Below are 25,127 nucleotides of genomic sequence, written 5' to 3' on the forward strand. Positions count from 1 at the left end.
CGTCGCGGCTCACGGGGGTCGGCCGCGGCAGGCCCAGCCGTGAGTCCAGGACTACAGCGCCTGTGGATATGTGAAGAAGCCCTGCGGGTCGTACTGCTTCTTCAGCTTCGCCAGACGGGTTGCCGCGTCGCCGTAGTACGCCTTGCGCCAGTTCCGCAGGGCCGGGTCGGAGTAGTTCTGGTAGGCGGCGCCCGAGGCGTGGGGACGCATTGCGTCGTGGGCCGACGCCAGCCATGCCTGGGCCGTGGTGCCCGTCGTGCCGGCGCGCCAGGAGGCGATGTACTGGGCCAGCATGCGGGAGCGCCGGTGCACGAAAGCCGTCGCGGTGGGGGAGACGCGGTTGACGGCTCCGCCGAGGGCCGTGAAGGCGATGCTGCCGGAGCCGCCGCGCACCGACTGCATCTGCTTCAGCAGCGTCTGGATGCCCGCCGCAGAGAGCGAACGGTCGAAGAAGTCGGACTTGGCCGCATACGTTTCCCGGCCCAGCGCGCCCTGCGGGGACCGGCCCGGAGTGGAGCCGGGGAGGTGGCACTGCGCGTCCGTGGCGAGGGACGAGCAGCCCGCGTACAGCTCCATCGACTCCTCGTACGAGCGGCGCTTGAGGGACACGCTCCGCGCCGGGCCGGGGCCGCCGGGGCGGTCGGCGAGGCGGTCCACCGCGTTCTGGAGTTCGCGGTACGTGCCCAGGGAGAACGCGGCGACGGAGATGGTCGGGGTGCCGCCGGCATGGTTCGCGACGTGCAGGGACGACCAGATCTCGTCGGGCTGGGTCGGGCCCCACTCCTGCCAGGCCTTGATCAGCGCGGTCGCCTTCGACCAGGGCCAGGTCATGTACGCCGTTACGGCCTGGGGGGCGGGGTGGGTCTTGAACTGCAGTTCCGTCACCACGCCGAAGTTGCCGTTGCCGGCGCCGCGCAGGGCCCAGAACAGGTCCTTGTTGGTGGTGGCGTCGGCGGTGAGCTGCTTGCCGTCGGCGGTTATCAGGGTGGCCCGGGTGAGGCTGTCACAGGTCAGGCCGTAGGCGCGGGACGTGACGCCGTGGCCGCCGCCGAGGGTGAGGCCGGAGACACCGACGGTGGGGCAGGAACCGGCGGGGATCGTGACGCCCTTGGCGGCGAGGGCTCGGTAGACGTCTATGAGCTTGGAACCGGCGCCGACCACCGCGGTGTTGCCGGTGGCTCGGATGCGGTTCAGCTTGGAGACGTCGAGGATCAGGCGGTTGTTGCCGGAGGACCAACCGCCGTAGGAATGGCCGCCGTTGCGTATGGCGACGTGGAGGTTGTGGGCTCGGGCGTACGCGAGCGTGGTGCGGATGTCGTCGGAGTGCGAGACGTAGGCGACTGCGGCGGGCTTCAGGGTGTCGAAGCGGGTGTTGTAGAGCTGGTGGGCCGCTTTCCAGGAGGCGTCGCCGGGGCGTATGAGGGGGCCGTCAAGATCTTGGGCCAGGGCGGTCCAGTTGGCGGCGGCGGATGTGCCGGTGGCGGTGGCGGTGGTTCGGGTGCGGGTGGCTGTGCCGGTGCCCGTGCTGCTCGTGCCTGTGCCGGTGGCTGTTTCCGCGCCTACGCCGTTGCCCGAGCTGCCGTTGCAGGCGGTTGCCGTCAGGGCGGTTACGGCTGCTGCGGTGCCGCCGATGAAGGTGCGCCGTTCCATGTCGCCTCCTGGGGGTTCGTGGAACGAGACGGGGTGGTGGCGGGCGGGGTTCCATGGGGTGGGGGGTGACCTGGGTGGTGGCCGGGCGTTTTCTCGCCCCCGCCGCCCCTACCCGTCCCGTCCCCAGGGGCTCCGCCCTTTTGACCCCGCCAGTGGGGTGCGCCCCCTGGACCCCCATCCGAACGGCCTCGTCCTCAAACGCCGGACGGGCTGAAAGGCCCGGACCGGCGTTCGTTCGTGCGCGCTGGTCGGCTGCCTCTCAAGCCCTCACATGCCCCTCCGCGTCCGCCCGCGCCAGGCTGCGGGCCCGTCTCGCGGGGCCGCGCCAGCCGCAGATGCAGTGGGCTGTGCAGAAGTGGCCCTTCTCCACTGTTGTCGTGCGGTGGTTCGAGGGGTCGTCGGGATTTTTGGGAGACGTTGGTTCGTCCTGCTGCGCCACGGCGACAACGTTACCCAAGGCAAGTAGACCCAACGCCTCCCGCGTGCGTGACGGGGGCACCTACCCGTCGTTATCCGGAACGACAGGGGGCCCGTGACGGACGTACCGGCTGGGGGTAGGCAGGCGATGACGGAGCGGCAGCAGCACAGGCAGAGGCGTGGGGCGGGCGTTGCGGCGGGGGTCCTGTGTGTCTGCCTCGCGGGCAGCGGGTGCGTGGCGGAGAGCGGGGCCGCGGTCGAGGACTCGCGGGACGGGGACGCCGTGAAGGTCGTGCGGCGCGCGGCCGATGCGTTGGCCGGGGCCCGGTCGTCCAAGGCTCGAACGTCCATGGAGATGGCCACCGGTGGGACGCGGGTCACCATCCGCGGTGAAGGTGTGTACGACTTCCGTCGGCAGGTGGGGCGGCTGAAGGTGCTGCTGCCGCAGGATCCCGCCGGCGCCCCCGCGCAGCGGCCGATCGTGGAGCTCCTCGCTCCGGGGGCGCTGTTCATGAAGAACCGCGGTGCCGGTGTGCCCTCCGACAAATGGGTGCGCGTCGAAACGCGGTCGCTGTCCGACGGGAACCTCGTCACCGGTGGGGCCACCGATCCCTTCGCCGCGGCGGAGGTGCTCCGCGGCGCGCGGACGGCGACGTACGTGGGTGAGGAGGAGGTCGCGGGGGCGGCGGTGCGGCACTACCGCGGCACGGCTGACCTGCGGATGGCCGCGCGGGAGGCCTCCGACGGGAACGCGCAGGCCCTGGCGGCGGCGGCGAAAGGGTTCGCCACGGACGAGGTACCGTTCGACGTCTATCTCGATGACGAGGGGCGGATCCGCAAGGTGCGGCATCGGTTCAGCTTCGTCAACGGGCAGCAGAAGAACGCCGTCGCCGTGGCCTCGACGACCCTGCTGTACGACTTCGGGGCCCCCGTCGACGTACGGCTGCCGGACGGTGACGACATCTACGCGGGCAAGATCGCCGAGGAGTGAGGGCCGCCGCGGGTGTGCGTGACGGGCGTCAAGAACTAGCCCGTCCGTGCCATGCGCGGTGTGTAGGCCGCTCCCTACTCTAGGAAGTCGGTAACGGCAGAGAAGAGGTGATGCACGTGGCTCCGGTCGGCGGTACGGCAGTTCAGGACCACGTGGCCCTCGCCGAGATCGAGCTGTGCGGAGAGCTGATCATCGCGGCCTCGACCGCTCGTGAGGACCGGCTCAGCCTGGAGGACATCGACGAGGTGCTGCGAGTCGCCGAGGAGCGCGACGCGGGCGGTGAGTGAGGCGTCGGTGCGTGAGGCGTCGGTGAGTGAGGTCTCCCTCACGTCCGCAGCAGTCGGCCGATCGCCTTCGTGGCCTCCTCCACCTTGGCGTCGATCTCCGTGCCGCCCTTGAGGGCAGCGTCGGCGACGCAGTGGCGCAGGTGTTCCTCCAGGAGCTGGAGGGCGAAGGACTGCAGGGCCTTGGTCGAGGCGGACACCTGCGTGAGTATGTCGATGCAGTAGACGTCCTCGTCGACCATGCGCTGCAGGCCACGGATCTGGCCCTCGATACGGCGCAGGCGCTTGAGGTGCTCGTCCTTCTGCTTGTGGTAGCCGTGGACGCCCCGGTCGTGGTCCGTCACGATCTCGGTGGTGGCCTGATCGGCGGCGGAGGGTGCACCCGCGCCGGCCTCGGTGGTCGTCATCGCGTCCTCCAGACGGAACCGCGTCATAAACCGTGTCACATACCCCTACTGGGTATATCGTAGCGAACTTTGCTGGGTATAGGGCCCTGTGGCCGACGCCGTGATTCGGCCGCTGGACTGGACCACTGGGCAGCCCCCGTGCCGACCACTGTGCCTGATGGGCGACACTGGAGGACGGCCCATTAGCCGTGGCCGGATGATGCGCCTAGCATCAGCCTGACCGAAACCGATGCTTCTTGAGGACCCCACGTGCGATTTCGTCTGACCCCCCGGGAGACGAGCTTCTACGACATGTTTGCCGCATCCGCGGACAACATCGTCACGGGCTCGAAACTCCTGATGGAACTGCTCGGGGCGGACACCGCCGGCCGGGCCGAGATCGCAGAGCGTATGAGGGCCGCGGAACACGCAGGTGACGACGCCACACACGCGATCTTCCACCAGTTGAACTCCTCGTTCATCACGCCGTTCGACCGCGAGGACATCTACAAACTCGCGTCGTGCCTCGACGACATCATGGACTTCATGGAGGAGGCCGTCGACCTGGTCGTCCTCTATAACGTCGAGGAACTGCCCAAGGGCGTCGAGCAGCAGATCGAGGTGCTGGCGCGGGCCGCGGAGCTCACCGCCGAGGCCATGCCGAACCTGCGCACCATGGACAACCTCACGGAGTACTGGATCGAGGTCAACCGCCTCGAGAACCAGGCCGACCAGATACACCGCAAGCTCCTCGCCCATCTCTTCAACGGCAAGTACGACGCGATCGAGGTCCTCAAGCTCAAGCAGATCGTGGATGTCCTGGAGGAAGCGGCGGACGCCTTCGAGCACGTGGCGAACACGGTGGAGACCATCGCCGTCAAGGAGTCCTGAGACCCTTCCATGGAGACCTTCGCTCTGGTCGTGACCATCGCGGTCGCGCTCTTCTTCACGTACACCAACGGCTTCCACGACTCGGCGAACGCCATCGCCACGTCCGTGTCGACGCGGGCCCTGACGCCTCGGGCCGCGCTGGCGATGGCCGCGGTGATGAATCTCGGCGGTGCCTTTCTGGGGTCCGGCGTCGCCAAGACCGTCAGCGAGGGGCTGATCCAGACGCCGGAAGGCTCGAAGGGGATGGGGATCCTCTTCGCGGCGCTGGTGGGCGCGATCACCTGGAACCTGATCACCTGGTACTACGGCCTGCCGTCCTCCTCCTCGCATGCGCTGTTCGGCGGCATGGTGGGGGCGGCGCTGGCCGGGGGTACGACGGTGTACTGGAGCGGGGTGCTGGAGAAGATCGTCATTCCGATGTTCGTGTCACCCATCGTCGGGCTGTGCGTGGGCTATCTCGTGATGACGGCGATCATGTGGATCTTCCGGCGGGCGAATCCGCACAAGGCCAAGCGGGGGTTCCGGATAGCGCAGACCGTTTCTGCTGCCGGAATGGCGCTCGGGCATGGTCTGCAGGATGCGCAGAAGACCATGGGCATTGTGGTGATGGCTCTGGTCATCGCCGACGTCGAGGATTACGGCGATCCGATTCCGGTGTGGGTGAAGATCGTTTGTGCGGTGATGCTGTCGCTCGGGACGTATGCGGGTGGATGGCGGATCATGCGTACGCTCGGGCGCAAGATCATTGAGCTTGATCCGCCGCAGGGGTTTGCTGCGGAGACGACGGGGGCGTCGATCATGTTCACTACGGCGTTTCTGTTCAAGGCGCCGATTTCCACTACGCATGTCATCACCTCGGCGATCATGGGTGTCGGGGCGACGAAGCGGGTGAATGCCGTGCGGTGGGGTGTGGCCAAGAACATCGTTCTCGGGTGGTTCATCACGATGCCTGCGGCTGCGTTGGTTGCGGCGGGCGCGTTCGGGATCGTGAACCTGGCGTTCCTGTAGGCGCCGGGTTTCTTTCGCCCCCGCCGCCCCTACCCTTCCCGTCCTTGAAGGGGCGCTGCCCCTTCGACCCCGGCCATGGGGGCTGCCGCCCCCAGACCCCCGCTGTCGGCCCTGAACGGGCCTCGTCCTCAAACGCCGGACGGGCTGAAATGCCTGGTCCTTGAACGCGGGACGGGCTGGGGTGGCTGGGCCGGCGTCGGGAGGCGGACCATCTGACCTCGTCCTTGAACGCCGGACGGGCTGAAATTTGCCTGGACCCGCGTTCAGAAGCAGCTTCTGATCTCGTCCCCAAGTGTCGTGACGGGGCTTTGTGTCCTCGCAGGCAGCCCAAAGACAGGGGCCCGCCCCCCGGGAGCCGGGGGGCGGGCCCTTTATCTGCCTCGCGGTGGCACCGCCATGCAGCACCGCGAGGGGTCTGTCAGCCGAAGCGGCCGGAGATGTAGTCCTCCGTGGCCTGCACCGACGGGTTGGAGAAGATGCGCTCCGTGTCGTCGATCTCGATCAGCTTGCCGGGCTGGCCCACGGCGGAGAGGTTGAAGAAGGCCGTGCGGTCCGAGACACGGGCGGCCTGCTGCATGTTGTGCGTCACGATGACGATCGTGAAGCGCTCCTTCAGCTCACCGATCAGGTCCTCGATCGCGAGGGTGGAGATGGGGTCCAGGGCGGAGCACGGCTCGTCCATCAGAAGGACGTTCGGCTCCACCGCGATGGCGCGCGCGATGCACAGTCGCTGCTGCTGGCCGCCCGAGAGGCCCGAGCCGGGCTTGTTCAGGCGGTCCTTCACCTCGTTCCAGAGGTTCGCGCCCCTGAGGGACTTCTCGACGACCTCCTGCAGCTCGCTCTTCTTGTAGTTGCCGTTCAGCCGCAGGCCCGCCGCCACGTTGTCGAAGATCGACATCGTCGGGAACGGGTTCGGGCGCTGGAACACCATGCCGACCTCACGGCGCACCGACACCGGGTCGATGCCGGCGCCGTACAGGTCCTCGTCGTCCAGGAGGACCTTGCCCTCCACGCGGCCGCCCGACGTCACCTCGTGCATGCGGTTCAGCGTCCGCAGGAACGTCGACTTGCCGCAGCCGGACGGGCCGATGAAGGCCGTCACCGAGCGCGGCTCGACCGTCATCGAGATGTCTTCGATCGCCTTGTGGGAGCCGTAGTAGGCGGTCAGCCCACTCACGTCGATTCGCTTGGCCATGACTACTTCACTTCCAGATTCTTCAGGTCGCTGTATGGCCGCGTCAGCGACCGGTCTTCGGGGCCTTCCAGCGGGCGATGCCGCGGGCCACCAGGTTCAGGATCATCACGAACGCGATCAGCGTGAGCGATGCCGCCCAGGCTCGGTCGTACGCCGCCGACGACCCGGCACTGTTCGCGTACTGCTGGTAGATGTACAGCGGCAGCGACGCCTGAGCACCCTCGAACGGGTTGCTGTTGATGAAGCTGTTGCCGAACACCAGCAGCAGCACCGGCGCGGTCTCACCGGTGATACGGGCGACCGCGAGCATGATGCCGGTCGTGATGCCGCCGATGGAGGTCGGTACGACCACCTTCAGGATGGTGCGCCACTTGGGCACGCCCAGCGCCAGGGAGGCTTCGCGCAGCTCGTTCGGGACGAGCTTGAGCATCTCCTCCGTGGAGCGGACGACCACCGGCATCATCAGGATCGCGAGCGCCAGCGAACCGGCGAAGCCGAAGGGCTGCATGTCCATCATCAGCATGAGGCTGAGGATGAACAGACCCGCGACGATCGACGGGATACCCGTCATGACGTCGACGAAGAAGGTGATGGCCCGGGCGAGGTTGCCCCGCCCGTACTCCACCAGGTAGATCGCGGTGAGCACACCGACCGGCGCGGCGATCAGGGTGGCGAGGCCGACCTGCTCCAGCGTGCCGAGGATGGCGTGGTAGATACCGCCGCCCGGCTCGGAGTCGGCGACGACGCCCATGGAGTGGGTCAGGAAGTAGACGTCGAGGACCTTCACACCGCGCTGCACGGTCGCCCAGATCAGGGAGGCCAGCGGGATGACGGCGAGGATGAAGGCCACCCAGACCAGCGTCGTGGCGATGCGGTCCTTGGCCTGACGACGGCCCTCGACCCGAGCGGCGATGACGAACGTGCCGAAGATGAAGAGGAGGCTGGCGATGAGCCCCCACTGGATCCGGCTGTCGAGGCCGGCGCCCAGGCCGATGCCGACCGCGACGGCGACGGAGCCGGCCGCGATGGCGTACGGGGACCACTTGGGCAGCCGGGCCCCGCGCAGGCTGCTGGGCTTGTCGGCGATGGCGTGGCTCATGCGTTGGCCCCCGAGTACTCCTTGCGGCGGGCGATGATCGCGCGGGCCGCGCCGTTGACCAGCAGGGTGATGACGAACAGCACCAGGCCGGAGGCGATCAGCGCGTCACGGCCGAACGGGGACGCCTCACCGAACTTGCTGGCGATGTTCTGGGCGAAGGTTCCGCCGCCCGGGTTGAGCAGGCTGGCGTGGATGTCGAAGTCGGGGGAGAGCACGGTGGCCACGGCCATCGTCTCGCCGAGGGCGCGGCCGAGGCCGAGCATCGAGGCGGAGATGACGCCGGAGCGGCCGAAGGGGAGGACCGACATGCGGATGACCTCCCAGCGGGTGGCGCCGAGCGCCAGGGCCGCCTCCTCGTGCATCTGCGGGACCTGGCGGAAGACCTCGCGGCTCACGTTGGTGATGATCGGCAGGATCATGATCGCGAGCAGGATGCCGACGGTCAGCATCGAACGGGGTGCGCCGCCTTCCCAGGAGAAGATCCCGGTCCAGCCGAAGTAGTTGTCCAGCCAGCCGAAGAGGCCGTCCATGTGCGGTACGAGGATCAGGGCGCCCCACAGGCCGTACACGATGGACGGCACGGCGGCGAGCAGGTCGATCACGTACGCGATGGGGCCGCCGAGCTTGCGCGGGGCGTAGTGCGTGATGAACAGCGCGATGGCGACGGCGATCGGGACCGCGATGACCATGGCGACGATCGAGGAGATGATCGTGCCGTAGGCCAGGACCGCGATGCCGAACTTCGGCGGGATCACGCCGGTGTTCCACTCGAAGGCGGTGAGGAAGTTGGCCTCGTCCTTGCTGATCGCGAGGGTCGCGCGGTAGGTGAGGAAGACCGCGATGGCGGCCATGATCACCAGCAGGAAGATGCCGGAACCGCGCGAGAGCGCGAGAAAGACCCGGTCACCGGGCCGGGTGGCGCCACGGGCCGCGCGCTTCTGGTCCGTGGGCGAAGGCTGTGGAGTGGGGGGAGGTGCTTGAGTGTTCTGTGTCGATATGTCCATCGGGTTCTCCGGTCTGCGGAGCCACGCGGGTCTGCGGTGGCTCGGAGGAGCCGTAGGTGGTGTACGGCTCCGGGCGGCGGTGCACCGGACGGTGCGGGCCGGTCCGGGTCTTGTCAGCCTCGGACCGGCCCGCACTCAGGTCAGCTCAGGCCATCGATGGTGGTACGAACCTCGGAGATGATCTCCTCGGGCATCGGGGCGTAGTCGTTCTCCTCGAGGATCTTCTGGCCGTCCTCGGAGGCGATGTAGCGCAGGAACGCCTTGGTGCCGGGCAGGGTGTCGGCCTTGTTGCCCTTGTCGCAGACGATCTCGTACGTCACCAGGGTGATCGGGTAGGCGCCGGCGACCTTGGTGGCGTAGTCCAGCTCGAGCGCCATGTCCTTGCCGGTGCCGACGCGCTTGGCGGCGGCGATCATCTTGGAGGCGTTGGCCGTGGTGGCCTCGACCGGGGCGTCGGCGCCGGTGTCGATCTTCACCGAGCTGATGCCGTCCTTGGCGTACGACAGCTCCATGTAGCTGATGGCACCGGAGGTCTGCTTGACCTGCTGGGCGACACCGGAGGAGCCGGCGGCGGACTGGCCGCCCTTGGCCTGCCAGGCCTTACCGCCCTCGTAGGGCCAGTCGGACTTGGCGGTGGCGATCAGGTACTTGGTGAAGTTGTCCGTGGTGCCGGACTCGTCCGAGCGGTGGAACGCCTGGATCTTCAGGTCGGGCAGCTTCGCGTCGGGGTTCAGCTTCGCGATCGCCGGGTCGTTCCAGTTCTTGATGCCGTCGTTGAAGATCTTGGCGAGGGTCGGCGCGTCCAGGACCAGGTTCTCGACACCCGGGACGTTGTAGCCGACCGCGATCGGGCCGCCGACCATCGGCAGGTCGATGCCCTGGCCGCCGGAGCAGATCTTCTTGGAGGCGGTGATCTCCTCCTCGTCCAGCGCGGAGTCGGAGCCGGCGAAGGCGACCTGGCCCTGCGTGAACGCGGTGACGCCGGCGCCGGAGCCGCCGCCCTTGTAGTTGATCTGAACGCCCTTGCAGGCGGCCGTGAACTGCTTGACCCAGGCGTCGATCGCGTTCTTCTGCGCGGAGGAGCCGTCGGCGAGGAGCTGGCCCTGTGCGTCGTCACACTTGATGTTGCTGGCGTCGGCGCTGGCGCTCGAGTTGCCGCCGCCGTTGTTGCCGGTGTCGTCGGAGCCGCACGCCGTGAGGGCCAGGGCGCCGGAGACGGCGAGAGCGCCGAGAGCGAGAGCTCGCCGGTTCTTGCGCTGAAGCTTCACTTGAAAGAGTTCCTTCCAGGAGCCGCCGTCCTGAATTCGGCGGCGTGCGAAGAATGGGTGATGCGGTCCGTCCCCCGGGGCGCGGTCCGTCATCGTGCAAGGCCGAAATTAGGCAGAACAGGTGAAGGCGCCGATGGGCGTAAATGAACGCGGGGTGAACCCCTGGGGACGGTGCGGTGAGGTCACGGAACGCTTACGTTGAGGACACGGGTGCATTCCGAGGTTTTGTGGGGGGTTGTTGCGGACTATGCCAGGTGCAGCGACTCCAGCAGAGCGTCCACGAGGGCGCGGTCCCGGGGCTGGGTCAGACGGCTCCGGGCAGCCGTGGGCGAGAGCCACAGCATGCGGTCCACCTCGTCGTTCGGAGTGAACGCGCCGGGGCCCGCCTCGGCCGCCCAGTAGCGGACCTGCTTGGGGCGGTCGTTCGCCACGTACCGCAGGGTGGGCAGCTCGGTGCCCGGCTGAGCGGAGTGACCTGTCTCCTCCGCGACCTCGCGCAGCGCTCCGGCCAGTGGGTCCTCGTCGCGCTTCAGCTTCCCCTTGGGGTGGGACCAGTCGTCGTACTTGGGCCGGTGGATGAGGCATATCTCCAGCTCACCGTCTACCGGCGAACGGCGCCACAGGACGCAGCCGGCCGCATGGACGGTGAGGTCCTTCGCATGAGTCACCGGGTGAAGCCTCCTTCAGGGGTCCTGATTCAGGAGTTCCCGTCTCAGGGATGCCTACGGCGTGCCCACCGTCTGCCGCTGCCAGGACTGCTGGAACGCGAATCGAGCCGCCTCCACCTCGTGCCGCTGGTCGGCGTGCAGGACGCCGAGGGCGTACGCCGTCGCCGGGGCGATCCGCGGGGTGCGGGCGGCCTGGGCCGCGGCGGCCGCGGCCTCGGAGGCGTCACGGTGCCGGTTGAGGGACTGGCCGGTCGCCAGCAGCCGCACGTCCACGGGGCCGCTGTCGCCGTGCAGCACCTCGCGGGCGTAGCGGTGCAGGCGCAGCAGCAGGCGGACCTGGTGCCAGGGCGCGTCCTGCGGATGCGGCGCCGGGTCCGGGGACAGTCCGTGGATCAGGGCCTCGGCGTTGTAGGGGTGGCCCGCGGTCACCAGGGGCAGCGCCGTCACCGCGTCGGTGAGCCGCTCCTCGGCGGCGGCCGCGAGGGGGCGCAGGTCGGCAGTCGCCGCGGCCGGGGTGAGGGGGACCTCGCTGGCCAGTACGGCGATGTTGTCGGCCACGGCGTGAAAACGGCTGCTGCCCAGGGCCTGGAGTGCGGTGCTGTGCGCTCGCGTCCGGGCCAGGGTGAGCTGGCGTTCGAGCAGTGCGCCCGCCTTTGCGGCACCGACGGTCAGGTTGCCGCGTTCCGGGGTGGCCGCCGGGTGGGCCGGTGGGCCGGCCTCGGCGGGTTCCCCTTTCTGAGGGCCGGCTCCAGGGCCACGGCTGCCTGTGGACGCGTCGGTGGAACCGCTCCCCGCAGCCCCGCCCGCGGACCTGCTCGCGCCGGACACCCCGGCCGCCCCCGTCTGCGCGGGCAGCACCGCCGCCCCCGACAACCGGTGCAGCGCGAGGAGCAGGCGCTCCAGGCGGGCCGCGTAAGCGTGTTCCATCGCCAGCGTGCCCGACAGCCAGGCCAGTTCGGGCCGGATGGCCTCCGACCAGTCGGTGTCCAGCAACGGGCGGAACGTGTGCAGGCTGGCGCTGATACGGCGGGCCGAGCGGCGCAGGGCCCGGGCCGCGTCGACGGACTCCTCCGAGCCACCGCCCGCCGTGCCACCCCCGGTCTCCCGGTGCATGCGCAGGGCTCGGAGGAACTCCGTGGCCTGGGCGCGCAGGTAGCCCGCGAGGGCGTCCCCGGTCACAGTCCCGGCCATGGGGTCCGTCGGATCAAGGTGTTGCTGTGCCACGCCGGCGCCTCCGGGCGTCTATGAGCATCTCCTGGACGTTGCGCAGGGGCTGGCCTTCCGCGTCCGTCGCGTGCCGGGTCCACTCGCCGTCCGGACCGAGGTGCCAGGACGCGGTGGTGTCGGACATACCGGTCTCGAGGAGCCGGTTGAGCGCGGCGCGGTGGGCCGGGTCGGTGACCCTGACCAGGGCCTCGATACGGCGGTCGAGGTTGCGGTGCATCATGTCGGCGCTGCCGATCCACACCTCGGGTTCGCCGCCGTTGCCGAAGCCGAACACCCGGGAGTGTTCGAGGAAGCGGCCGAGGACCGAGCGGACGCGGATGTTCTCCGACAGTCCCGTGACGCCCGGGCGGATCGCACAGATGCCGCGGACCCAGATGTCGACCGGCACGCCCGCCTGGGACGCGCCGTAGCAGGCGTCGATGATCGCCTCGTCGACGATGGAGTTGACCTTGATGCGGACATGGGCGGGACGCCCGGCACGGTGGTGCTGGACCTCCTTGTTGATCCGCGAGATCAGGCCGTCACGCAGGGACTTGGGGGCCACGAGCAGTCGGCGGTATGTCTCCCGCCGCGAGTAGCCGGACAGCCGGTTGAACAGGTCGGACAGGTCGGCGCCCACCTGCGGGTCGGCGGTCAGCAGGCCGAGGTCCTCGTACAGCCGCGCCGTCTTCGGGTGGTAGTTGCCGGTGCCGACGTGGCTGTAGCGCCGGAGCGTCTCGCCCTCCTGGCGGACCACCAGCGACAGCTTGCAGTGCGTCTTGAGGCCGACGAGGCCGTAGACGACATGGCAGCCGGCCTCCTCCAGCTTGCGCGCCCACTTGATGTTGGCGTGCTCGTCGAAGCGGGCCTTGATCTCGACCAGCACGAGGACCTGCTTGCCGGCCTCGGCCGCGTCGATGAGCGCGTTGACTATGGGGGAGTCGCCGGACGTGCGGTACAGGGTCTGCTTGATCGCGAGGACGTCCGGGTCGTCGGCCGCCTGCTCCAGGAAGGCCTGCACGGAGGTCGAGAAGGAGTCGTACGGGTGGTGCAGCAGCACGTCCCGGTTGCGCAGGGCGGCGAAGATGTCCGGCGCGGACGCCGACTCGACCTCGGCGAGATCGCGATGGGTGCCCGCGACGAACTTCGGGTACTTCAGCTCGGGCCGGTCGATGTGGGCGATGCGGAAGAGACCGGTGAGGTCCAGGGGGCCGGTCAGCGGGTAGACCTCGGCCTCGCTGATCTTCAGCTCGCGCACCAGCAGGTCCAGGACCTCCTGGTTGATGTTCTCCTCGACCTCAAGGCGCACCGGCGGCCCGAAGCGGCGCCGCATGAGCTCCTTCTCCAGGGCCTGGAGGAGGTTCTCGGCGTCGTCCTCCTCGACCTCCAGGTCCTCGTTGCGGGTGACCCGGAAGGCGTGGTGCTCCAGGACCTCCATGCCGGGGAACAGCTCCTCCAGGTGCGCGCCGATGACGTCCTCGATCGGGACGAACCGGCCGGGGGAGGCCTCCAGGAAGCGGGAGAGCAGCGGCGGCACCTTCACGCGGGCGAAGTGCGGTGTGCCGGTGACGGGGTTGCGGACCCGTACGGCCAGGTTCAGGGACAGGCCCGAGATGTACGGGAACGGGTGCGCCGGGTCGACCGCCAGCGGGGTCAGGACCGGGAAGATCTGGTGCCGGAACAGAGTGAAGAGGCGGGCCTGCTCCTTCTCCGTCAGCTCGCTCCAGCGGACCAGGTGGATGCTCTCCTCCGCGAGCGCGGGGGCGACGTCCTCGTGGTAGCAGGCGGCGTGCCGGGCCATCAGCTCGCGGGAGCGGGCCCAGATCATCTCCAGGACCTCGCGGGGCTGCAGGCCGGAAGCGGACCGGGTGGCGACACCGGTGGCGATACGGCGCTTCAGACCGGCCACCCGGACCATGAAGAACTCGTCCAGGTTGCTGGCGAAGATCGCCAGGAAGTTCGCCCGTTCGAGGAGCGGGGTGTTCGGGTCCTCGGCGAGTTCGAGGACGCGCTCGTTGAACGCGAGCCAGCTGCGCTCCCGGTCCAGGAAACGGCCCTGGGGCAACTGGACGCCGTCGATCTCGGTGACCTCGTACGCGTCGAGGTCGGCATCGATGTCGGGTTCCAGGTCGGAGACCACTGCCGAGGTGACCCCGTGCGGACGGTGCGCCGCGATGGAGCCCACGGAGGGCTGCGCGTGCTGGACCTTTGCCTGGGCGTTCGAGGACTGGCTCATATGCCCATTGTTCCGCGCGTCGAGACTTATGGGCGCGTCGGAAAGCGCGGGCGGGAGCTTGGCGGGGAGGCGTCGGGCGTCCCCGTTCCTCGCGCTCCCTCCCGGGTGCGGCGAAGGCTCTGGCACGGCGGGGGTCATTGGCTGAGCGTCGCAAGCCCGTCTGAACCAATGGTTACGGAGACATGGCGTGTGGGATAGCGGGGGGCGGCTCGCGGACGTCTACATCGCCGGGCGGCTGTCCGGGCCGCCCGTCCCTTCCCCCATGAGGGACGTGCGGCGGGATCTACGGCGTGCGGCGGCGCAGCAGCCAGAAGGCGGCGAGCGTCGCGGCGGCGGCCACCGCGAGCAGGATGCCGGTTTCGACGTATTGAATCGGCCAGTAGTGGGTCCGGGGATGGAATGTGGCGCTGGTGGACAGCGGTTCCCCCTCCCCGGGGTGCGGGCCCCAGGTCGTGTCCCAGCCCAGTGGCCAGGTCGAGCGGGGCAGCTCGAAGTCACCGGCCTGGCGGCGGGTGACCGCCGGCCACAGGTCCTCGCGGAAGCGTTCCAGCACGCCACACAGGACGAGCGCGGCCAGGAAGCCCACCCCGGCGCCGGCCAGGGCTCGCCGCAGCAGCAGCCCGGCGAGCGCGCCGAGGGCGAGGCCGGCAAGGGTGTAGCCGACGGCGGTCGGGCCGGTGCCGACGAAGGCGTCCGCGTTGTACCAGTCACCGACCAGGTCGGGGTCGCCGTCGCCGCGTGCCCAGTTGTTCAGCAGGACGAGTCCGCCGGTGCCGGTGGCCAGCAGTACGGCCGGGACGGCGAGCTTGGCCGCCAGCCAGCGGGTCGGGGTGACCGACTGGGACCAGGCGAGACGCGCGGTGCCGCTCTCCAGCTCGCGGCCGATGAGCGAGCCGCCGGCCCAGGCGGCGACGGGGAGGATCGCGTAGGTCAGAGCCGTCGCGACCAACGCGATCCAGCCGGCGTACACGTCGTCCACCGTGATCGCTTCGACGGAGGCGCAGCTGGGGTGACCGTCGCCGGCCGGCGTGGCGCAGGGGACGATGCCGTTGCGGGCCTCGTCGCCGATGGCGTACATCCAGATCAGTACGGCGGTCGCGCCGAGCAGGGCCAGCACCCAGAACACCAGTGCCGTGCGGTGCACCCGCAGGACGGTCCAGAGCAGGCCCCGCGGCCCGCCCGGGGTGCGCTCGGCGGGGGCGGTCGTGGCGGTGAGCGCGGTCGTCATACGGCGGCTCCGGTGCGTCGCTTCAGCAGCCGGAAGGCGATCAGGACCGCCAGCACCGCGACGGCGAGGACGATGCCCGTCTCCATCAGCTGCAGCGGCCAGAAGTGCGACGACGGGTGGAAGTCGCGGTAGAAGCCCACGATGTCGTGGGCGGCGAGGCACTTGGTGTCGTCGACGCAGACGGGGTCCGAGATGCGGGCGCCGGTGGAGGTGAGGGCGCCCTCGCCGACGACTGCGCCGATGTACTCGGGGTACTCGTTCTTGGTGACGAGCGTCTCGACCGGCCACAGCTGCGGGCGCAGCTCGGCGAGCGCGGACAGCAGGACCATCAGGCCGACGACCGCCGTGCCGAGCGCGGGCAGCGCGCGGCGCTGGAGCACGCCCGCGAGGACGCCGACGGCGAGGCCGAGGAGGGCGTAGGCGGTGGCGAGGGTGCCGTTGGCCACGAAAGTGGTGCTGTCGTCCCACTGGCGGGAGCTCATCGCAAGCCGCAGCGGACCGTCGGCCGACCACAGCATGCGGTGCAGCAGCGTGAGCAGGAGCGTGCCGGAGACGAGCAGGGCAGCCGGGACGGCGACCTTGGCGGCCAGCCAGCGGGCCGGGGAGACCGACTGCGTCCACGCCAACTGGGCGGTGCCGTTCTCCAGTTCGCGCCCGATGAGTGCGGCGCCCGCCCAGGCGGCGGTGAGCAGCGGCGTGAGGGCGAGCAGTCCGGCGCCGACGGCGACGACCGTGTCGAGCCGCATGGCGGCGGGGCCCGTGAAGTCGCAGCCGAGATTCGGTTGCCCCGAGTCGCAGCCCATCTTCCGGAACTCGGCCCAGGCGGCGTCCGCCCCCGGGCCGTACGCCCACAGCAGTGCCCCGGCGGCCACGGCAACCAGCATCACCCAGAACCACAGTGCCGAGCGGTGCAGTCGCAGCATCGTCCAGACCAGGCCGCGCGGCCCGCGGGAGGACGCGGCCGCGGTGGACGTCTCGAGGGTCACGGTGGTCATACGGCGGCCTCCCGCACGTCGTCGAGGCGGAGGGCAGGGGCCTCGGGGGCGCGCAGGTGCGCCAGGACCAGTTCCTCCAGGGTCGGGGCGGTGGCCTGCCAGCTGTCGCCGAGGGGGCCCTCGGGACGTATGAGTGCGGTGAGTTGGCGCCCGGTGGTGCGGGACTCGACCACCGTGTGCGGGTCCAGGGGCGCGTCGGCGCGGCCCGTGACGAGGCGGTGCGCGGCGAGCAGGTCGTCCAGCGGGCCGGCGAGGCGGACCCGGCCGGCGCCGAGGAGCAGAAGGTGGTCGCAGGCGCCCTCCAGCTCGGCCACGACATGCGAGGACATGACAACCGTGGTGCCGTGCTCGGCCGCGTCGGCCATGAGCGTGGCCATCAGCTGATGCCGGGCGAGCGGGTCGAGGTCGGCCATCGGCTCGTCCAGGAGCAGCAGTTCGGGGCGCTTGCCGAGGGCGAGGGCGAGCGCGACGCGGGTGCGCTGACCGCCGGAGAGCGTGCGGATCTTCGCGTCCGGCTCGAGGTCGCCCTCGGCGACGATCCGCTCGGCGACCCGGTCGTCCCAGCGGCCGGGGTTGAGCTCGCGGCCGAAACGCAGAGTGTCGGCGATGGTGAGCTGGGGGTGCAGGGGCTTGTCCTGGGCGACGTACGCGATCCGCTCGCGGACCGCCGCCGGCGCCTGGCCGAGGACGCTGATCGTGCCGTCGGTGGGAGGCAGCAGACCGGCGGCGAGGGAGAGCAGGGTCGACTTGCCCGCGCCGTTCGGCCCGACGACGGCGCACACGGTCCCCGCGGGGAGCCGGAACTCGCAGCCGTCCAGCGCCCGCTTGCGGCGCCGCCCGAACCTCTTGCCCAGTGCGGCCGCCTCGATGGCGGTCTCGGTCATGACTCGTCCCCCTTGAGATGCGTGTCCAGCTTGAAGTGCGTGTCCAGTACGGAAGTGAAGAGAGCGTCCACGTCGTCGCGGTCCAGCCCGGCCTCGCGGGCCCGTACGGCCCACGCGTCCAGTTCTGCGCGCAGAGGCGAGTCGGCCGGTGCGGTGTTCAGTCCGCGCCGTACGAACGTGCCGAGCCCCCGGCGTGCCTCGACCAGGCCTTCGCGTTCGAGTTCGCGGTAGGCCTTGAGGACGGTGTTGGGGTTGATGGCGGTTGCCTCGACGACCTCACGGGCCGTGGGCAGCTTGTCGCCCGGCTCCAACAGGCCCAGGCGCAGGGCCTGTTTGGTCTGCTGGACGATCTGCACGTAGGTGGCGACGCCGGAGCGCCGGTCGATGCGGTACTCGACCATCCGTTCCACCACCCTTTCACTAATTGAGTAGTGAAAGGGTGGTGCAAAGAAAGGGGCGGCGTCAAGATCGCCGCCCCTTATGCCTCAGATGTCAGGTGTGTGGCCCCAGATCTCAGGTCTCGGTCCGGTACATGAGGTCCGTCTCGTACGTGGTGAACCCGAGCCGCTCGTACACCGACACTGCCGCCTTGTTGTCGGCGTCGACGTAGAGCATGGCCGTGGGCGGACCCTGCGCCGCCAGGTGCCGCAGCCCGATCGTCGTGAGGGCCTTGCCCAGGCCGCCGCCCTGCGCGCCCGGTCGCACGCCGAGGACGTACACCTCGCCGAGCCCCTCCTCCGCGTGGACCTTCGTCCAGTGGAAGCCGACGAGCTCGCCGGCCCGTTCGGCCAGGAAGAACCCCGCCGGGTCGAACCACGGCTGGGCCTTGCGGTCGTCGAGGTCGCGCTGGGCGAGGGAGCCCTGCTCGGGGTGGTGGGCGAAGGCGGCGGCGTTCACCGCGAGCCAGGCCGCGTCGTCCCGGCCGGGCTCGAAGGTGCGGACCGTCACGCCCTCGGGGAGCACCGGGTCCGGCAGCGTCAGGTCCGTCAACGAGCGGCGCATCTGGCGCAGTTCGCGGAACAGTGTGAGGCCCAGGACCTGGGACAGATGGCGGGCCGCGGCATGGCCGCCGTGGGCCCACACCCGCAGCCGCTTGCCGGACGCGCCGAGGAGGGCCGAGCCCAGCGCCCGGCCGTGGCCGTGGCCGCGGTGCGAGGGGTGGACGACCAGTTCGGCGGCGGGGGCCTCCACCGGGTCGGTGTCCTCCAGCTGGGCGTAGCCGACGAGTTCGCCGCCGACCGTCAGCAGCAGATGCGACACGCCCTCGCGCTCCCCGCCGCGCAGTTGCAGCCGTCCCTGTTCGGACACCGCCTGCTGCCCGTCGTTCCGGGCGGCCTCCGCGAGCAGTTCGAGCACGGCCTCGGTCTGCTCCGGGGAGAGCGCGAGATGGGTCTCGATGGAACGGGTCGGAAGCGGGTGTGCGGTGTCGTCGCTGGTCATGCGTACGAGGGTAAGGGGCGCCTGCGTCAAAGTCCCGGCACAGAAGCAACCAGCCTGTAACCCGGAACCCCCTGTCGCGCTACGCGCGTTGACTCTAGGCTGCCGCCCGACGGGGCCATGTCACTTACGACTCACGAATCACAGGGGGGCGGATGTCAGCCACATCCCACCAGCAGCACCGCAGACGCCGTACGTACGCACTGATCGCGACCGCCGCCGGTCTCGCCACCGTGGGTGCGCTCGCCGCGGCGCTGCCCGCCACGGCGTCGGCGGACGAGAGCACGGGCAAGGGTGGCCACGGTCACCAGCACGGCCGCTACCAGGACGTCCAGCTGCTGTCCTTCAACGACCTGCACGGGAACCTGGAGCCGCCGGCCGGTTCCTCCGGCCGGGTCACCGAACTGCAGGCGGACGGCACGACGAAGACCATCGACGCGGGCGGCGTGGAGTACCTCGCCACCCACCTGCGCCAGGCGCGCGAGGGCGAGAAGTACTCGATCACCGCGGCCGGCGGCGACATGGTCGGCGCCTCTCCGCTGATCTCGGGCCTGTTCCACGACGAGCCCACCATCGAGGCGCTGAACAAGCTCGACCTGGACGTCACCTCGGTCGGCAACCACGAGTTCGACGAGGGTGCCAAGGAACTGGCCCGCCTGCAGGAGGGCGGCTGCCACCCGAAGGACGGCTGCTACTCGGACGAGAAGTTCAAGGGTGCCGACTTCCCCTACCTCGCCGCGAACGTCCTCGACGAGAAGACCGGCAAGCCCATCCTCAAGCCCTACTGGGTGTGGAAGAAGCGGGACGTCAAGGTCGGCTTCATCGGCGTGACCCTGGAGGACACGCCGGGTGTCGTCTCCGCCGAGGGCGTCAAGGGCCTGAAGTTCAAGGACGAGGTCGAGACGATCAACAAGTACGCCAAGGTGCTCCAGCGCCAGGGCGTGAAGTCGATCGTGGCGCTCATCCACGAGGGCGGCGCCCCGGCCTCCGCTGCGTACAACTACGACTGCGAGGCCCCGGGCGCGGGCGACGGCGTCTCCGGCCCGATCGTCGACATCGCCAAGAACATCACCCCGCAGGTCGACGCGCTGGTCACCGGCCACACGCACGCCGCGTACGTCTGCTCGATCGACGACCCGTCGGGCAAGCCCCGCATGGTCACGTCGGCTGCGTCCTTCGGCCGCCTGTACACGGACACCACGCTGACGTACGACCGCTACACCGGCGACATCGCCCGTACGGCCGTGAAGTCCGCGAACCGCGTGGTCACCCGGGACGTCCCCAAGGCGCCCGACATGACCCGGCTGATCAGCAAGTGGAACACCCTCGCGGCGCCCATCGGCAACCGCGCGATCGGCTACATCTCCGCCGACATCCCGAGCGCCGGCACCGAGTCCCCGCTCGGCGACCTGATCGCCGACGCGCAGCTGGCGTACGGCAAGGAGCTGGACCCGGAGACGGACCTGGCGCTGATGAACCCCGGCGGCATCCGGGCGCCGCTGACCTACGCGGCCAAGGGCGCCGAGGGCGACGGCGTGGTGACGTACGCCGAGGGCTTCACGGTGCAGCCGTTCTCCAACACGGTGAACCTTCAGGACCTGACCGGCGCGCAGCTGATCCAGGTGCTCAAGGAGCAGGTGAGCGGCACGAACGCGGCCTCCCCGAAGGTCCTGCAGATCTCCTCGGGTCTGACGTACACGCTGGACCTGACGAAGTCGGGCGCGGACCGTGTGGTGAGCGACTCGATCAAGCTCAACGGCGAGGCGATCAACCCGACGGCCACCTACCGCGTCGCCACGAACAACTTCCTCGCGGGCGGCGGCGACGGGTTCCCGACGCTGGGCCAGGGCACGAACGACCTGGTCGGGACGGACGACCTGACGGTGCTGGAGAAGTACCTGACGGCCAACTCCTCGGCCACGAACCCGATCGCCCCGCCGGCGGCGAATCGGATCACAGTAGTGCAGTAGTGAAGTGAAATAGCGTGAACTAGATCGCAAACCTCCGGTAGAGGTTGCGGGTGGGGGGCGTGCGCATGGTCGGATAGGCCGATGCGTTCCCCCCACCACATAACGGCGCATCCCCATCCAAACGCTCCCTATACGAACCCGTACGAGGAGCTCGGCAGACTGGACGGCGGTCCTCTGGAGGAATTCCTCCACGACGACGTACCGCACGAGCCGGATCAAACGGATGAAGCGGACGCGGCGGCGGCCCAGGACGACCCCTGGGCCCCGCCCAATCACCGTCGCAACGGCCGTCGCCGGCGCAAAGGCCGCTTCGCGGCACTTCCGTTCGCGATGAAGGCGGTCGTCGGCCTCGTCGTCCTCGCCGCCTTCCTCAGCCTCGCCGACCGCTGGGCCCTCCTCTACGCCGAGCGCAGAGCGGCGGACACCCTCAAGACCCGCCTGGACCTCGCGGCCGCTCCCGAGGTGGAGATCGGCGGCTTCCCCTTCCTCACCCAACTCGCCGACGAGCGGCTGGACTCGGTGAAGGTGACGGTCCCCGACGTGGCCGCCGACCGGATCTCCCTCGCCCAGGTGACGGCGACGGCCAGAGACGTACGGCTCGACACCGACGGCCCGCTCTCGATACGCGGCGCCGACGTCCCCGAACTGGAGGGCGACGTCCTGCTCTCCTTCGCGGACCTCAACCGTGAACTCGGCGCGTCCCAGGTCACGTTCACCGGAAAGGGCCACGACCGCATCCGGGCCCGCGGCACGCTGCCGGTCGCCGGACACGACCTCAACCTGCGCGCCGAGGCCCGCATCCTGCGCAACGGCGACCGCGGCATCGCCACCCACATCGGCGGCATGCGCCTGGACATCGGTGACCTGGCCACGTACCGGCCGGGTGCTCGCGCCTCGGAGGGCCTGCACCTGAGCCGCGCCTCTGCGGCCCGCCTGGCCCACGAGACCCGCAAGGCGAAGGCGCTGCTGTCCGTCCCGTCCGTCGTGCGGCGCCTGGGCGTGCCCGACTCGGTGGTCCGCGAGGCCCTGCGCCACGAGTCCAAGCTCACCGAGCTGACCGGTACGCCGCGCTTCATCCGCCAGGCCATGCGCCTGAACCTCATCGACCTGGCCCTCGACCACCCCCAGCTCCTCAAGCTCCTCGGCTTCGACCCCGCCCTCCTCGACGCGCTACCCCGCCTCACCCGCCCGGTCCTCGCCGACCAGCTCTCCCTGGGCTTTCGCCTCCCGGAACCGCCGAGCGGCGACGTACGGCTGCGGGATGTGCGGGTGGAGGAGGACGGGATCAGGGTGCGGTTGGAGGGGGCCGGGCTGGCGGTGGGGCGCCGGTAATCAATTCTGTGTGAGTTCGCGATTAGTTCCGAGAATTCCCTGAAAAACTCTCTCAGGCTCAATTAATAGAGGTCTCAGCGGAATTGGCGATTTCGTGGTTCTGGGTCCCGTAATGTTTTCCATGTCGAAAGCGAACGGCAGCGATCGACAGTAATTCGACGCAAGAACAAAGGAGAACATGATGAGCTTCCACAAGGTCGCCCCCGTCAAGAAGACCCGCAAGCCGGCCGCCCCGGCCCCGGCGCCCAAGAAGAAGCCGGTGGCGAAGAAGGCCGCTCCGAAGCGGCGTCCGGTCGCACCCAAGGGCTGAGACGCGACACGGGAGGCGGGGTCACCGGAGCGATCGGGCTCCGGGGGCCCCGCCTCCGTCATGTCCTGGTCTTGTCCGGTGCTGAGAAAGGGACTTGAGCATGAGGGAAGTGCGTACGGCCTTCCGGCGTTTCTGGCCGTTGACGCGGGGCGATCGGAAGTGGCTGGTGGTCATCGTGGCCTGCGTGGTGGTCGCCGCGCTCGCCGAGACCGCGTCGATCCTGCTGTTCGCGGAACTCACCGACAACGCGCTGAAAGCCGGTTCGCTCGCTGCCTTCTGGGGTCCGGCGGCGGCCTGGCTGGGCGTTGCCGTACTGGGGGCGATCGTCGGATACCTCGGGAACTCGCTCGCCACCTGGACCGCCGAGAGATTCGTGCTGCGGCTGCGCGCGAAGGTCTTCCGGCATGTGCAGGACCTGCCGCCGCACTTCTTCCAGAAGCAGCGGCGTGGGGATCTGGTCGAGCGGCTCACCGGGGACGTCGAGGCCATCGAGCAGATGGTCGTGTCGGGCGTCGTCGGCACCGTGGCGGCGGTGTTCTCGGCGCTCTTCTACTCGGCAGCCGCCCTGTACCTGCGCTGGGACCTGGCCCTGGCCACCTTCGTCCTGGCGCCCCTGTTCCTGCTGGCCGCCCGCCGCTTCGCCGGCCGTGTCCGCACCGCCTCAAAGGACGAGCGGGTCGCCGACGGTGCGATCACCTCGGTGGTCGAGGAGTCGCTGGGCCACGTCGTCCTCACCCAGGCCTACAACCGCCACGGCGACGAGGAGAGGCGGCTCGACCGCGAGGCACGCGCCTGGATGAAGGCGTCCGTGCGGGGTGCGCGGCTGAGTGAGATGTACGAGCAGTTCGTCGAGGTCGTGGAGACGGTCTGCGTCCTGGCGGTCATCGGCCTCGGGGTGTGGGAGATCTCCGCCGACCGTATGACCCTGGGGCAGCTCCTCGCCTTCGCCGCCTTCGTCGGCTACCTCTACCCGCCCGTCCGCAACCTCGGCCAACTCGGCCTCACCCTCACCGCCGCCACCGCAGGTGCCCAGCGCCTCGGCGAGATCCTGGACGCCGAGCCGGCCGTCACCGACCCCGCCGAACCGGTAGCGCCCTGGCCTGTCCGGGGCCGGGTCGGCTTCCACAGGGTGTCCTTCCGCTATCCGGGCGCCTCGAGGGCGTCGCTGACCGACGTGACCTTCGCGGCCGGCCCCGGCGAGCTGGTGATCATCACGGGCCCGAGCGGCGCCGGCAAGTCGACCGCGGCCAAGCTCCTCACTCGGTTCTACGACCCCGCGGCGGGCGCGATCACCCTCGACGGCGTACCGCTGCCGCACCTGGGCCTGGGCTTCCTGCGCGAGAACGTCACGCTGCTGCCCCAGGAGACCCTGATCCTGAACGGCACCGTCCGCGAGAACATCGCGTGCGGCCGCCCGCGCGCGAGCGCCGACGACATCGAGCGGGCGGCGCGTGCGGCGGCGGCCCACGACTTCATCGCCGCGCTCCCGGAGGGGTACGACACCCGCATCGCACCCGGCACGGCCGCCCTCTCCGGCGGTCAGCTCAAGCGGCTCACGATCGCCCGCGCGATGCTGCGCAACGCCCCTGTCCTGGTCCTGGACGAACCGACGGCGGGCCTCGACTCGGTGGCCGCCCGCCAGGTCGTACAGCCGCTTCGCCGCCTCATGTCCGGCCGTACGACCCTCGTGATCACCCACGATCTGAGCCTGGCGCCGGATGCGGACAGGGTGCTGGTCGTGGACGACGGGCGGCTGGTGGAGGCGGGTACCCACGAGGAGCTGCTGGCGCGGGGCGGGGTGTACGGGGGGCTGGCGGGGCCGGTGCCGGGGGTGCCCACGGAGGAGACCCTCGTCCTCAGGCGCTGACCCCGCCGCTCCTGGACAGGCCCCGGCCGTCAGCCGATCCGATGGACCCGCTGGGTCGTCAGCTCGTAACGGGCGCCCACGATGGCCAGTTGGCCGGAGGTCACCTTCGCGGCGAGGTCCGGTTCCGCCGCGAGGTGGGTGCGGATCGCCCGTACGTTGGCGTCGATGGTGGAGCTGATGCGGGCGTCGCCCTCCTGGGTGCGGTCTATGTTCTGGGCTATCCGGTCGGCGATGTACTGGATGTGGGCCGGCAGCCGCTCGCCGGACAGGTCCGACTCGACGGCCGCCTTCACGGCGCCGCACGACTGGTGGCCGAGGACCATGACCAGGGGGATGTCCAGTTCGAGCACGCCGTAGGCGACGCTGCCGAGTACGGCCTCGTCGAGGACCTCGCCGGCGGAGCGCACGGTCATCAGGTCGCCGAGGCCCTGGTCGAAGACCAGCTCCGGAGGGACCCGGGAGTCGATGCAGCCGAGGACGAGGGCGAACGGATGCTGACCCGACGTCAGACTCCGGCGTACGGCGGGCGACTCGTCGGGGTGGCGCTGACGGAAGGTGCGCCAGCGCTGGTTGCCCGCGGCGAGCTCCCGCAGGGCCTCATCGGGAGTGCCGGGTCGGTGACGTGTGGGGGCGGTGGGGGTGGCGGAGGCGGGAACGGCGCCGAGGGCGGCGGTGGCCCCCAGCGCTGCGGTCCCGGTGAGCCCGAGCCGCAGGAGTGCGCGGCGGGCAGGAGAGGCAAGGGCGGACCGCTCGTGGGCGGATGCGGTCGGCTGGGCGCCGACGGCTCTGTCAGAGTTCACG

General features: G+C 70.0%; 24 protein-coding genes. 8 read left to right on the forward strand and 16 right to left on the reverse strand.

All coding sequences use genetic code 11. The features are described 5' to 3' along the window. Positions 1 to 51 precede the first annotated feature (51 nt). Both ACFY5C_RS37525 and ACFY5C_RS37530 read right to left on the reverse strand, forming a co-directional pair. Positions 52 to 1,650, reverse strand: coding sequence for an FAD-binding oxidoreductase (locus ACFY5C_RS37525; protein ID WP_389453615.1), 1,599 nt, complete (start codon positions 1,648 to 1,650; stop codon positions 52 to 54). 259 nt (positions 1,651 to 1,909) lie between these two features. Beyond that, positions 1,910 to 2,089 (reverse strand): hypothetical protein, encoded by a 180-nt coding sequence (locus tag ACFY5C_RS37530; protein ID WP_389453618.1) that lies wholly within the window; start codon positions 2,087 to 2,089, stop codon positions 1,910 to 1,912. Positions 2,090 to 2,215: 126 nt separating this feature from the next. Between ACFY5C_RS37530 and ACFY5C_RS37535 the strand changes: the two genes are divergently transcribed. Both ACFY5C_RS37535 and ACFY5C_RS37540 read left to right on the forward strand, forming a co-directional pair. After that, positions 2,216 to 3,058, forward strand: coding sequence for a hypothetical protein (locus tag ACFY5C_RS37535; RefSeq protein WP_389453620.1), 843 nt, complete (start codon positions 2,216 to 2,218; stop codon positions 3,056 to 3,058). A 110-nt stretch (positions 3,059 to 3,168) separates the two neighbouring features. Next, positions 3,169 to 3,345: a hypothetical protein gene (locus ACFY5C_RS37540; RefSeq protein ID WP_389453623.1), complete on the forward strand. Its 177-nt coding sequence runs from the start codon at positions 3,169 to 3,171 to the stop codon at positions 3,343 to 3,345. 38 nt (positions 3,346 to 3,383) lie between these two features. Here the strand turns inward: ACFY5C_RS37540 and ACFY5C_RS37545 are convergent, their stop codons facing one another. Beyond that, entirely contained in the window at positions 3,384 to 3,749 is a 366-nt protein-coding gene (locus ACFY5C_RS37545; protein WP_389453626.1) for a metal-sensitive transcriptional regulator, read from the reverse strand. Between the two features lie 249 nt (positions 3,750 to 3,998). Here ACFY5C_RS37545 and ACFY5C_RS37550 point away from each other — a divergent pair, with 249 nt between their 5' ends. Both ACFY5C_RS37550 and ACFY5C_RS37555 read left to right on the forward strand, forming a co-directional pair. Further along, positions 3,999 to 4,619 carry a DUF47 family protein gene (locus ACFY5C_RS37550; RefSeq protein ID WP_362388253.1) on the forward strand — a complete coding sequence of 207 codons (621 nt, stop codon included), beginning with the start codon at positions 3,999 to 4,001 and terminating at the stop codon, positions 4,617 to 4,619. A gap of 9 nt (positions 4,620 to 4,628) precedes the next feature. After that, positions 4,629 to 5,627, forward strand: a complete 999-nt coding sequence (locus ACFY5C_RS37555; protein WP_389453629.1) for an anion permease — start codon at positions 4,629 to 4,631, stop codon at positions 5,625 to 5,627. A 418-nt stretch (positions 5,628 to 6,045) separates the two neighbouring features. Here the strand turns inward: ACFY5C_RS37555 and pstB are convergent, their stop codons facing one another. From pstB to mshD, 12 genes are all read right to left on the reverse strand, one after another. Further along, positions 6,046 to 6,822, reverse strand: coding sequence for a phosphate ABC transporter ATP-binding protein PstB (pstB, locus tag ACFY5C_RS37560; RefSeq protein WP_389453632.1), 777 nt, complete (start codon positions 6,820 to 6,822; stop codon positions 6,046 to 6,048). Positions 6,823 to 6,865: 43 nt separating this feature from the next. After that, a complete protein-coding gene (gene pstA / locus ACFY5C_RS37565; RefSeq protein WP_389453635.1) occupies positions 6,866 to 7,921 on the reverse strand; it encodes a phosphate ABC transporter permease PstA in 1,056 nt (351 codons plus the stop codon). After that, complete coding sequence (gene pstC, locus ACFY5C_RS37570; RefSeq protein ID WP_389453637.1) at positions 7,918 to 8,925, reverse strand: phosphate ABC transporter permease subunit PstC; 1,008 nt, start codon at positions 8,923 to 8,925, stop codon at positions 7,918 to 7,920. Before pstC ends, pstA begins: the two co-directional genes overlap by 4 nt. 140 nt (positions 8,926 to 9,065) lie before the next feature. Further along, entirely contained in the window at positions 9,066 to 10,193 is a 1,128-nt protein-coding gene (gene pstS, locus ACFY5C_RS37575; protein ID WP_389453640.1) for a phosphate ABC transporter substrate-binding protein PstS, read from the reverse strand. A gap of 245 nt (positions 10,194 to 10,438) precedes the next feature. Beyond that, entirely contained in the window at positions 10,439 to 10,861 is a 423-nt protein-coding gene (locus tag ACFY5C_RS37580; protein ID WP_389453643.1) for an NUDIX hydrolase, read from the reverse strand. Between the two features lie 54 nt (positions 10,862 to 10,915). Next, positions 10,916 to 12,085 (reverse strand): CHAD domain-containing protein, encoded by a 1,170-nt coding sequence (locus ACFY5C_RS37585; RefSeq protein WP_389453646.1) that lies wholly within the window; start codon positions 12,083 to 12,085, stop codon positions 10,916 to 10,918. Next, positions 12,066 to 14,441, reverse strand: a complete 2,376-nt coding sequence (locus ACFY5C_RS37590) for an RNA degradosome polyphosphate kinase (RefSeq protein WP_389453648.1) — start codon at positions 14,439 to 14,441, stop codon at positions 12,066 to 12,068. Before ACFY5C_RS37590 ends, ACFY5C_RS37585 begins: the two co-directional genes overlap by 20 nt. A 145-nt stretch (positions 14,442 to 14,586) precedes the next feature. After that, the gene (locus tag ACFY5C_RS37595; protein ID WP_389453650.1) at positions 14,587 to 15,531 is read right to left on the reverse strand and encodes a hypothetical protein; all 945 of its coding nucleotides are present in this window, start codon (positions 15,529 to 15,531) and stop codon (positions 14,587 to 14,589) included. Then, positions 15,528 to 16,526, reverse strand: a complete 999-nt coding sequence (locus tag ACFY5C_RS37600) for an ABC transporter permease (RefSeq protein WP_389453652.1) — start codon at positions 16,524 to 16,526, stop codon at positions 15,528 to 15,530. Before ACFY5C_RS37600 ends, ACFY5C_RS37595 begins: the two co-directional genes overlap by 4 nt. Continuing rightward, positions 16,523 to 17,410 (reverse strand): ABC transporter ATP-binding protein, encoded by an 888-nt coding sequence (locus tag ACFY5C_RS37605; protein WP_389453655.1) that lies wholly within the window; start codon positions 17,408 to 17,410, stop codon positions 16,523 to 16,525. Before ACFY5C_RS37605 ends, ACFY5C_RS37600 begins: the two co-directional genes overlap by 4 nt. After that, positions 17,407 to 17,811 carry a GntR family transcriptional regulator gene (locus ACFY5C_RS37610; protein WP_389453852.1) on the reverse strand — a complete coding sequence of 135 codons (405 nt, stop codon included), beginning with the start codon at positions 17,809 to 17,811 and terminating at the stop codon, positions 17,407 to 17,409. Before ACFY5C_RS37610 ends, ACFY5C_RS37605 begins: the two co-directional genes overlap by 4 nt. Before the next feature lie 112 nt (positions 17,812 to 17,923). Beyond that, entirely contained in the window at positions 17,924 to 18,850 is a 927-nt protein-coding gene (mshD, locus tag ACFY5C_RS37615; protein WP_389453658.1) for a mycothiol synthase, read from the reverse strand. A 152-nt stretch (positions 18,851 to 19,002) separates the two neighbouring features. On the opposite strand from mshD, the gene ACFY5C_RS37620 reads away from it, so the two are divergent. The 4 genes from ACFY5C_RS37620 (at position 19,003) to ACFY5C_RS37635 (ending at position 24,326) form a co-directional block, all read left to right on the forward strand. Next, entirely contained in the window at positions 19,003 to 20,817 is a 1,815-nt protein-coding gene (locus ACFY5C_RS37620) for a bifunctional metallophosphatase/5'-nucleotidase (RefSeq protein ID WP_389453661.1), read from the forward strand. 81 nt (positions 20,818 to 20,898) lie between these two features. Next, positions 20,899 to 22,149 carry a DUF2993 domain-containing protein gene (locus ACFY5C_RS37625; protein ID WP_389453664.1) on the forward strand — a complete coding sequence of 417 codons (1,251 nt, stop codon included), beginning with the start codon at positions 20,899 to 20,901 and terminating at the stop codon, positions 22,147 to 22,149. 178 nt (positions 22,150 to 22,327) lie between these two features. Continuing rightward, the gene (locus tag ACFY5C_RS37630) at positions 22,328 to 22,459 is read left to right on the forward strand and encodes a hypothetical protein (protein ID WP_389453667.1); all 132 of its coding nucleotides are present in this window, start codon (positions 22,328 to 22,330) and stop codon (positions 22,457 to 22,459) included. A 100-nt stretch (positions 22,460 to 22,559) separates the two neighbouring features. After that, complete coding sequence (locus ACFY5C_RS37635) at positions 22,560 to 24,326, forward strand: ABC transporter ATP-binding protein (protein WP_389453669.1); 1,767 nt, start codon at positions 22,560 to 22,562, stop codon at positions 24,324 to 24,326. 29 nt (positions 24,327 to 24,355) lie between these two features. On the opposite strand, the gene ACFY5C_RS37640 is transcribed toward ACFY5C_RS37635, so the two are convergent. Next, positions 24,356 to 25,126: a carbonic anhydrase gene (locus tag ACFY5C_RS37640; protein WP_389453672.1), complete on the reverse strand. Its 771-nt coding sequence runs from the start codon at positions 25,124 to 25,126 to the stop codon at positions 24,356 to 24,358. Between the last annotated feature and the right edge of the window lies 1 nt (position 25,127).

The sequence above is a fragment of the Streptomyces sp. NPDC012935 genome (genome assembly GCF_042900345.1).
Lineage (GTDB): Bacteria > Actinomycetota > Actinomycetes > Streptomycetales > Streptomycetaceae > Streptomyces.

Bases quoted from the DNA above. Each gene is read 5' to 3' on its own strand.
- ACFY5C_RS37525 (WP_389453615.1), bottom strand. From the start codon at position 1,650: ATGGAACGGCGCACCTTCATCGGCGGCACCGCAGCAGCCGTAACCGCC.
- ACFY5C_RS37535 (WP_389453620.1), top strand. From the start codon at position 2,216: ATGACGGAGCGGCAGCAGCACAGGCAGAGGCGTGGGGCGGGCGTTGCG.
- ACFY5C_RS37540 (WP_389453623.1), top strand. From the start codon at position 3,169: ATGCACGTGGCTCCGGTCGGCGGTACGGCAGTTCAGGACCACGTGGCC.
- ACFY5C_RS37545 (WP_389453626.1), bottom strand. From the start codon at position 3,749: ATGACGACCACCGAGGCCGGCGCGGGTGCACCCTCCGCCGCCGATCAG.
- ACFY5C_RS37555 (WP_389453629.1), top strand. From the start codon at position 4,629: ATGGAGACCTTCGCTCTGGTCGTGACCATCGCGGTCGCGCTCTTCTTC.
- pstB (WP_389453632.1), bottom strand. From the start codon at position 6,822: ATGGCCAAGCGAATCGACGTGAGTGGGCTGACCGCCTACTACGGCTCC.
- pstA (WP_389453635.1), bottom strand. From the start codon at position 7,921: ATGAGCCACGCCATCGCCGACAAGCCCAGCAGCCTGCGCGGGGCCCGG.
- pstC (WP_389453637.1), bottom strand. From the start codon at position 8,925: ATGGACATATCGACACAGAACACTCAAGCACCTCCCCCCACTCCACAG.
- ACFY5C_RS37590 (WP_389453648.1), bottom strand. From the start codon at position 14,441: ATGACCCCCGCCGTGCCAGAGCCTTCGCCGCACCCGGGAGGGAGCGCG.
- ACFY5C_RS37595 (WP_389453650.1), bottom strand. From the start codon at position 15,531: ATGACGACCGCGCTCACCGCCACGACCGCCCCCGCCGAGCGCACCCCG.
- ACFY5C_RS37600 (WP_389453652.1), bottom strand. From the start codon at position 16,526: ATGACCACCGTGACCCTCGAGACGTCCACCGCGGCCGCGTCCTCCCGC.
- ACFY5C_RS37605 (WP_389453655.1), bottom strand. From the start codon at position 17,410: ATGACCGAGACCGCCATCGAGGCGGCCGCACTGGGCAAGAGGTTCGGG.
- ACFY5C_RS37610 (WP_389453852.1), bottom strand. From the start codon at position 17,811: ATGGTCGAGTACCGCATCGACCGGCGCTCCGGCGTCGCCACCTACGTG.
- mshD (WP_389453658.1), bottom strand. From the start codon at position 18,850: ATGACCAGCGACGACACCGCACACCCGCTTCCGACCCGTTCCATCGAG.
- ACFY5C_RS37620 (WP_389453661.1), top strand. From the start codon at position 19,003: ATGTCAGCCACATCCCACCAGCAGCACCGCAGACGCCGTACGTACGCA.
- ACFY5C_RS37625 (WP_389453664.1), top strand. From the start codon at position 20,899: ATGCGTTCCCCCCACCACATAACGGCGCATCCCCATCCAAACGCTCCC.
- ACFY5C_RS37630 (WP_389453667.1), top strand. From the start codon at position 22,328: ATGATGAGCTTCCACAAGGTCGCCCCCGTCAAGAAGACCCGCAAGCCG.
- ACFY5C_RS37635 (WP_389453669.1), top strand. From the start codon at position 22,560: ATGAGGGAAGTGCGTACGGCCTTCCGGCGTTTCTGGCCGTTGACGCGG.